Origin of the sequence: Pseudomonas sp. (assembly GCF_037994325.1) — a bacterium.
Classification (GTDB): Bacteria; Pseudomonadota; Gammaproteobacteria; order Pseudomonadales; family Pseudomonadaceae; genus Aquipseudomonas.
Genome location: NZ_JBBNAH010000366.1, coordinates 1 through 8,373, shown reverse-complemented (window position 1 = coordinate 8,373; position 8,373 = coordinate 1). Strand labels below are relative to the sequence as shown.

The window sequence follows — 8,373 nt, the reverse complement described above, 5'->3', positions numbered from 1 at the left end:
GGCAGATCTTTTCGCTTTCGGTCGCCCATTTATCAGCAATCCCGATCTAGTCGAACGATTGAAGGCTGGCGCACCTCTCGCACCGCTCAACCCCTCGAAACTGTATGGCGGCGGCGCAGAAGGCTACACCGACTACCCAACGCTTGCTGAACACGCCTGAGCACCTGCGGCCGGCCGCTCGGCAGCGGCCGTAACCCTGATACCTAACACTAGTGAGTGATTTCAAATGAGCACACACAGCCACATTACTGCCCCAACCCAGTTTCTTGAGGCTAACGGCGTTCGTTATGCCTACCGTCAATTCGGCACTGGCAATGGAACACCGTTGGTATTTCTTCAGCACTTTCGGGGCGGTATCGACAACTGGGATCCACTAATTACTGATGGACTGGCTCAGGGGCGTGCAGTGATTCTGGTGAACTACGCCGGCGTTGCCACCTCAGGTGGCGAACCGGCCACCACTGTCGACGGCATGGCAGACGGCATCGCTGACTTCATCAAAGCATTGGCATTGCCTTCGGCGGTGGACGTACTGGGGTTCTCCATCGGCGGCTTCGTCGCCCAAAGTCTGGCTCATCGATACAGCCAGCTGGTACGCCGTCTGGTGCTGGTAGGCACCGGCCCTCGCAATGGCGAACGCAACCCTGAGCCAAAAATCTTCCAAGTCGCCGGCAACCCGGTGCCTACATTGGAAGATTTCCTCTACCTGTTTTTTTCGCCCTCGGAAAAGAGCCAGGCAGCGGGTCGCGCATTCTGGGAACGCCGCCAACAGCGCCACGATCAGGATCCACCCTCCTCCCTGCAAGTACTCCAGGCCCAGGCGGCCGCCATTGCTGAATGGAGCGCACCGCGCGGCGAACGATATGCCTATCTGGAGGAGATCAGCCTACCCACGTTGGTCGTCAACGGTCACAGCGACATCATGGTGCCCAGCATCAACTCTTTCACGCTCCAACAGTACATTCCGAACGCCCAGTTGATTCTCTACCCGGACTCCGGCCATGGCTCGCAGTTCCAGTATCCCGAATTGTTCGTAGCGCAAGTCCAACTGTTTCTTGATCGCGACGACGTACTCGCCTGAGCTCATCTGCCGGCAGACACCCTCGGCCGGCTTCTGTATCCCTACCAGAGGTATTACAAAATGAACACGTCGTCTTACGTACTCATCACCGGTGCGTCTTCCGGCATAGGGGCCACCTACGCGGAACGCTTTGCCGTGCGCGGCCACAACTTGGTGCTCGTTGCTCGTGATAAGGCGCGCATGGATGTTCTGGCGGCCCGACTCAAAGGTCTACATGGTGTGGCTGTGGACGTGGTTGCGGCTGACCTAACGCGCGCCGATGACTTAGCCATCGTCGAGCGTCGGCTGCGTGAGGATAAACGCATAGATACCCTGATCAACAACGCTGGCCTGGCCCAGTCAGGCAGTTTTGCACAGCAAAATGGAGCAAGCATCCGCCAGTTGATCGACTTAAACATCACGGCTGTTACCTGCCTGGCCGCTGCCATAGCTCCGCGTCTTGCCGAAGCGGGAACAGGCAATATCGTCAATCTAGGCTCAGTTGTTGGCTTGGCCCCTGAGCTGGGAATGACCGTGTATGGCGCGACCAAAGCCTACGTACTGTTCCTCTCCCAAGGCCTGCATCTGGAGCTTTCCCCCAAGGGTGTTTATGTGCAAGCCGTGTTGCCGGCCGCCACACGCACCGAAATTTGGGAACGTGCGGGCATTGATGTGAACACGATTCCCGAGATCATGGACGTGGATGAATTGGTCGATGCCGCTCTGGTGGGGTTCGATCGGCGCGAGTTGATAACCATCCCTCCACTACACGTTGCGGAACGCTGGGACGCCCTGGACGGCGCACGCAAGATGCTGCTCTCCGACATTCGCCAGGCGCACCCCGCCGAACGTTATAGCGCGCTCTGACACCATCACATGGCCTGGCCCTTCAGCAGAAGCGCCAGGCCAACAGGCTTACTTCACTTGACGCGTTGCGGGGGAGTTTGCATGTCCACTAGCGCTATCTACAGACGTAATTTACTGCAAGGCGCGGTACTCGCTGGTATCACGCTCAGCTTGCCCCCTATCTTTTGCAGCACCTGCGCCGACGCACAAAACTAATCAAGGGAGACAGGAAATGACGCAACCTACAGCCATCGTATTTGGGGCCGGATCGGCACACGGTATCGGCGGAGCCGTTAGCAAACGATTCGCAAGCGAGGGTTACCACGTGATCGTGACCGGGCGCACCCTCGCCAAAATTGAACACGTCGTGGAACAGATCAATGCATCGGGAAACGGTAGCGCAGAAGCATTGCAGGTTGATGCGACCGATGAGGCGCAGGTAATCGCCGCCTTCAACCGGGCAATGAATCCTGGGGACGGTCGTGGGCCCGCCGATGTGGTCGTCTCTAACGCTGGAAACAACGCGCTAATTGATTTCACCACACTCACTGCGGCGCAGTTCGAGGACTTTTGGCGAGTAGGTTGCTTCTCGGGATTCCTGGTGGGCCGAGAAGCCGCACGCCGGTTGGCCCCGCTCGGACGCGGCACGGTAATTTTTACCGGAGCGTCTGCCAGCCTACGTGGCAAACCAGGCTATGCGCATTTTACTGCCGCCAAGGCGGGTCTTCGAATGCTCGCGCAAAGCATGGCACGCGAGTTCGGTCCTAAGGGATTGCATGTAGCGCATGTGATTGTCGATGGCGGCGTTCTTGGCGATCGGCTTCAGAATGCTTACCCGCAGCTGGTGGAGCGCATTGGCGAAGATGGACTTCTCGGCGTAGATGCCATTGCGCAAAACTACTGGACGCTCCACCAACAACAGCGCTCGGCCTGGACTCAGGAGCTGGACCTGCGTCCATACAAAGAGAACTGGTAAGAGCCGGTGTTTACATTCGATCCATTTTCGATGTTTAGACATGGGGAGTAATTTAATGTGCATTTAGCGACATAAATGCCCCTGCCTCGTTAGGAGGGGCTTTGGGTTGTCGGTCAAGCTTCGGCTTTGGACGCTTTCACCACGGTGGCACGGCCAACCTCGGGAATGTATGACATCGCGTGCTCGGTCAGTGCCGTAATTGTAAGGCTGGGATTCACCCCCAAATTGGCGCTGAGCATCGAGCCATCGCAGATGAGCATGTTCTGGTAGCCGAACACGCGATTTTGCACGTCCATTACCCCGTGTTCAGCGGACTTCGCCATGGCACAGCCTCCCATGCAGTGGGCTGTCGTTGGAACGTTGAACAGAATTTCGCTGAGGAACGTTGTCGCGATCCCTCCCAATTCTTTGGCGCCCCTTTCAGCGAAGGCATTTGCCTCAGGAATAAACGTTGGAATTGGATCGCCTTCAGTAACCAGTCGTTTTCCAAATGGCCAAAACCATCGGCGTGCAAGGCGCATGTTGATGTGTGCATCAACCGTCTGCATGACCAGCAGCAACATAGTCTGACGCGCAAAACCGATCGGATTGTGCATGCGGACGGCTCGCAGAGGATGCCTGAGCAACGTCAGTAGCCAGACGCCTATACGGTGCCAGCCAGCGCGGCCGCCACTCATGAGCGTCATCATCAAGCCAATGGCATCTGACCCCTCGGGATAACGCACGGCACCTATATGTGTTCGCTCATCCAAGTAGATACTGGCGCCACCAGCTAAACCGAGCGACAGATTTTTGTCCGAGGCCGGGAAACGTATTCCGATAAGCGACTCCGCGTTGGTACGTATACGATTCCCAAGATCCCGACTAATACGCGGCAGCGACCCTTTTTCCCGAAGACGAAACAGCAGCTCCATCGTCCCCAGAGAGGACGCGGCAAACACGACACCACGTGCGCGAAAGACCTGCTTATTTTTGCGAAACCAAGCGGTCGAGCATTCGGTATGGACTTCGTAGCCATCGCTGCCATCCGCTTTACCGTTCAACGGTCGAACATCAACCACCCGCGTTTCGGCGAAGACCTGCGCTCCGCGTTTTTCAGCCAGATATAGATAGTTTTTGTCCAGGGTGTTCTTGGCGTTGTGCTTGCAGCCCATCATGCAACCGCCACAGCCAACACAGCTGCCGCGCTCTGGTCCTTCGCCGCCAAAATAGGGGTCGGGGTAGGTTTTTCCCGGGGCGTCGCCCTCAGGCGCGAAGAACGTACCGACGTTAGGGGCATGAAAAGTATGCGCAACGTTATACAACTCAGCCATCGTTTTGAGGCGCATGTCCGCATCGCCCAGGATCTTGCTTTCGGTGACACCCAACATCCGCTCAGCCTCGGCGTAGTGCGTCGGCATAATGCTCGTCCAATCCGCCAGGCCGGCCCAGGAGCCCTCAGCCCACACCCGATCCGAAGGTCTCAACAGGGCATTTGCGTAGGTAATTGAACCACCCCCTACCGCGTTACCGCTCGCAACCACGACATGACGGAACATTCGCATGCTGTAGAAACCAAACATCTTCAGCGCGGGTTGCCAAAGCCACCGGCGCGTATCCCAGTTGTTTTTAGGGAAGTCCTCTGCCCGCCAGCGGCGGCCCATTTCCATCACGCCTACTCGGTAACCCTTCTCCGTCAGCCGATGCGCCGAAACGCTGCCGCCGAAGCCGGAACCAATGATGATGAAGTCAAAATCAAAAGTCGGTTTCATCCTGCTCGCCCCATTTTTATTGGTTTTCTGGGAAGACACAACGTGTGGGAATGGGTTGTGCCGATCACGTACAAACTATACGTATCGCACCCCAATAATGCTATACGTTTTATATAGTGTTATTGGGGTGGTCCGCGCCTAGAACGTGTGTACTAAGCAATACTGAGAAACACGAAATGACAGACTCGTATCAGATCGCGTTGCTGTGCTTCAGCGAAATTCGAGACAAACGCTTTGCACGCGGCGGATGGGAAAAACTGTCACGTTCCGCTTGAAAGCAAAGGTTTGAACAATGGGCCATGCCAAACAAAACCCTCGCCCACCTTCTGGTGCTTCAGCTTAGTAATGAGCCAAAACAGGGCCTCGGGAAAAATCCCTGAGGGGTAAGAGTACCGAGGCCACAGGTAACAGCGCTAAACGAGTTCTACTGACGAACTTAAGGCTGTGTCTTTATCGTACCTATGCAGCGCAACATTATTGAACTCCGGCCTGACGCAATGCAGTCGGGGTAAAATCGCTCTGCTTAGCGGTAAATTCGAAATTTAACGAATGGTCTGCTTCATTTTTCATACCGAGGGCTATGTAACGCCCCGACATCAGGTCATATTGAGTTTCGACGTTATACCAAGGCACCTGTTTATCATAATAATAAACAGCATGTGCCTCGGCCACTCTCCATAAATTTCCACGACTGTCGTAATGGTCGGCTTCGGCGATTGCCCAAGTATCCTCATCTATGTAGAACTCACGCTTTGCATAGATATGTCGCTCGCCAGCTTTTAGCGTGGCAGTAACATGCCAAACACGGTGCAGTTCATAGCGTGTTAAATCCTGATTAATATGCCCTACCTTGATAATATCCGCGTACTTTAATGTCGGTGAGTCGAGACGATAGCTATTGTAAGGAATATAAATTTCTTTCTTGCCATTTAGCGTCCACTCATACCGATCTGGCGCGCCGTTATATATGTCTACGTTATCCGATGTGCGCAAACCGTCACTGGCTGGTGCCGGGCCGTCGTATGAAACTTGCGGCGCTCGTCGAACGCGCCGCTGCCCGGCGTTGTATTGCCATGCCATGCGGGGCTCCTTCACTTGGTCCAGCGTGTCATGCACCAGCAATACATCACCGCTCAACCGAGCTGGAGCAACCACGCGCTGCTTGAAGTACAGTAATATGTTGTTAGGTTTGCTGGCGTCAAAGTCTGTTAACGCATAGGGAAACGCAGTTTCATCCTCAAAGTAAACCAGGTTGTAAGCACCGTCTGCTTGCGGCATCGCTTGTGTTATCGCGCGGGCAACGCTACCGCCTCGGTAATGAGTAATGTGGTTCCAAATAACTTCCAGACCATTCTTGGGAATTGGAAACGGCATGGATATTTTAAAATTCTCCAAGCCGTTCCCGCCTTCAACCAAGGTTGTGCTAACGGCGTTCGTCTTCGCGGTATCATAGATGAAACTTGGAAATGCTGCCGATCGATGCGTAGTAAACACCGGAATTTTGTAACTGCCCGGATAGCGCTTGAACATCGCGATCTGACCGGGAGTCAACTTGTCCTTATACTGATCGACATTCTGTGCAGTGATGATAAATAGAGGCTGTTCGGCACTGAACGGGTCAGCTAAAAATCCTTTAGCATCAACTGCTCCGGCATTTTTTGGCAAACCACCATTCCATGCAGGGATACTGCCCTCAGCATTTCCCGCTTTTTCCGCACCCACCGGCGTAAGTGTGGTGCCAAGCTTTGAGGCTTCATCGTTCGATACGGCGGCCATTACACTGCTGGCAAAGAGAGACAGTGTTAAAACACCGGACCGCAGCATGCGATTTATTGTTTTCATATGTAGATTTTCCTTAATTATCTTAACGCTTAAAAGTTCACGCCAACGCTTAGCGCAACAAAATCCCGATCAATGTTGGTGTTGTACTCACCGCCGAAAAAGTCGGTATAAGAAAGGCTGGCCGTATAGGTGTTTTGATAGTCAGCATCCAGGCCTAGGCTGATCGCCTTGTTGCCCTCGTTAAAGGTCGGGCCATAGCCGTCAACGTCATGCGACCAGGCAAGGTTGGGCTTCAAATTGACCCCGGCGATCACACTCTGGTAATCCAGAACGGCTCGCGTGCTGTAACCCCAGGATGTCGAGGTGTAAAACCCCTTATCGTTGCACTGATCAGGATTGCTGGTGTTCAACGCCGTCGCGCAGAAACCACCCGGTACCTCGCCATTGCCAAAAGCAACATCGCGCCCAAAGCGCAACTCGCTCTGATTGATATCGCCGATATGGCTGTAACCCACCTCACCGATCAAGGTCAGGCGATCAGCCCCCATGACCCTGTCAATGAACTGGACGGCAGTCACTTGTGCCTGGGTAAATGGCTTGCGTACGTAGCCTCGTATTTCCTCCCCCGCCGCGGCGCTGGCGTGGCCGCTGGTAAACACCGGGTTACCTAGAAAGCCCAGCGGTGCCACGGCGCCGAGAACCAAGTCAGTCGTGTTTAGTTGCAGTGGCATATTCGGGCGATGGCTGACCTCGCCAGAAAGAGCCGTGGAGCCCACGGTGGTGGAGAAGCTGAGGCCGTAAAGCCGTATATCTTCCGGATACTCGGCAAAGTACTTGGCTGAGGCTTCGCCGGTTGCCGGATCAACTGCAAAAGGCGCACTGCCAACCACAGTACTGACGATAGGCGTGCGACTGTGGTAGTTGAGGGCATACAGGCCGAACTCGGTGTTGTTTAACTGCTCGGCGAACCAGCGCAGCGCCACGCCATACTGCCCGCTATCGCGCGCATCACGATCACCAAGGCGTCCTACATAGCTATAGCCAGCGCTCGGGACAGGATTAACGTCGGAGCCGGAAATCGCTAAGCGTTTGTCACAGCCATCCGCCAATACGTCGGTCGCCGTGAAAAACGTTCCGCAGTTATCCAGTACGGTCTGATCCCACTCCAACTGATAAAACGCTTCGGCGGATAATGAGTCGGTGAATCCCTGAGACAGGAAAATCATATTTACCGGAATCAGCCCTTCCTTGATTTCGGCTCCGGGGCGCCGGAACGCCGCGACGTCAACCGGGTTAATGGCGTTGATACCGTTTAACAGGAAGGTGCTCTCCCCCCAGCTCACCACTTGTTTACCGAGGCGTGCAGCGCCTGGCTGATCGGCAACGGTGTAGTTCTGGTAGACGAACGCGTCGAGGATCTGCGCGCCCGAAGCTTGAGCAGCTTGTTTGCGATTGTGGTCGTCGATGTCATACAGCAGACGGTGCTCGTCTTTCAGCTCGAAGTCGTACCAGTACTTCCCGCGGACGAACACGCCGGTGTCGCCATACTTCAGCTCAAGATCATGAATGCCCTTGAAGATCTTTGAGAACGTCTCGCCCTTTTTGAAGTTAAGACGCCCGTCGTCATTGTTCTGTGAAGACGCTGTACCGCCGTTGCTGGCTCCGACTAATGCTGGGTCGGCCCCCCGCACCGACCAGCTGGCGCCCACCGATAGCGAGGAGTCGAATTTGCCTTTGATCTCGCCGACGCTGAATGTCTCGCCCAATGCCGGCGTGGACAGCACAGAGCCTAAACACATGGCATGCGGCAATTTCGTCAGATACCAGCCGAGTCTTTTTCTTGTCATGACAGCCACTCCAATTTTTTTTGTAATTTGTGTGGACGACAGCGATTTGTGGAGAGGCAATCGATTTGCAGCAAAACCCACAATCGCTATACGTTTTGTATAGTATTGTGG

6 protein-coding genes and 1 pseudogene are annotated in these 8,373 nt (G+C 54.8%); 4 read left to right on the top strand and 3 right to left on the bottom strand.

The features are described from left to right. From AAAB16_RS12475 to AAAB16_RS12460, 4 genes and pseudogenes are all read left to right on the top strand, one after another. Nucleotides 1-160: pseudogene (locus AAAB16_RS12475) on the top strand (alkene reductase); the annotation flags it as partial. Between the two features lie 66 nt (nucleotides 161-226). Next, nucleotides 227-1,081: an alpha/beta hydrolase gene (locus tag AAAB16_RS12470; protein WP_340663601.1), complete on the top strand. Its 855-nt coding sequence runs from the start codon at nucleotides 227-229 to the stop codon at nucleotides 1,079-1,081. Between the two features lie 60 nt (nucleotides 1,082-1,141). Further along, the gene (locus AAAB16_RS12465; RefSeq protein ID WP_340663600.1) at nucleotides 1,142-1,927 is read left to right on the top strand and encodes an SDR family oxidoreductase; all 786 of its coding nucleotides are present in this window, start codon (nucleotides 1,142-1,144) and stop codon (nucleotides 1,925-1,927) included. A gap of 211 nt (nucleotides 1,928-2,138) precedes the next feature. Continuing rightward, on the top strand, nucleotides 2,139-2,882 hold the full coding sequence (locus AAAB16_RS12460; protein ID WP_340663599.1) for an SDR family NAD(P)-dependent oxidoreductase: 744 nt from the start codon (nucleotides 2,139-2,141) through the stop codon (nucleotides 2,880-2,882). Between the two features lie 113 nt (nucleotides 2,883-2,995). Here AAAB16_RS12460 and AAAB16_RS12455 read toward each other — a convergent pair whose 3' ends face one another. From AAAB16_RS12455 to AAAB16_RS12445, 3 genes are all read right to left on the bottom strand, one after another. Further along, entirely contained in the window at nucleotides 2,996-4,633 is a 1,638-nt protein-coding gene (locus AAAB16_RS12455; protein ID WP_340663598.1) for a GMC family oxidoreductase, read from the bottom strand. 474 nt (nucleotides 4,634-5,107) lie between these two features. Further along, entirely contained in the window at nucleotides 5,108-6,475 is a 1,368-nt protein-coding gene (locus AAAB16_RS12450) for a DUF1329 domain-containing protein (protein WP_340663597.1), read from the bottom strand. 29 nt (nucleotides 6,476-6,504) lie between these two features. Further along, complete coding sequence (locus AAAB16_RS12445; RefSeq protein ID WP_340663602.1) at nucleotides 6,505-8,214, bottom strand: DUF1302 domain-containing protein; 1,710 nt, start codon at nucleotides 8,212-8,214, stop codon at nucleotides 6,505-6,507. Between the last annotated feature and the right edge of the window lie 159 nt (nucleotides 8,215-8,373).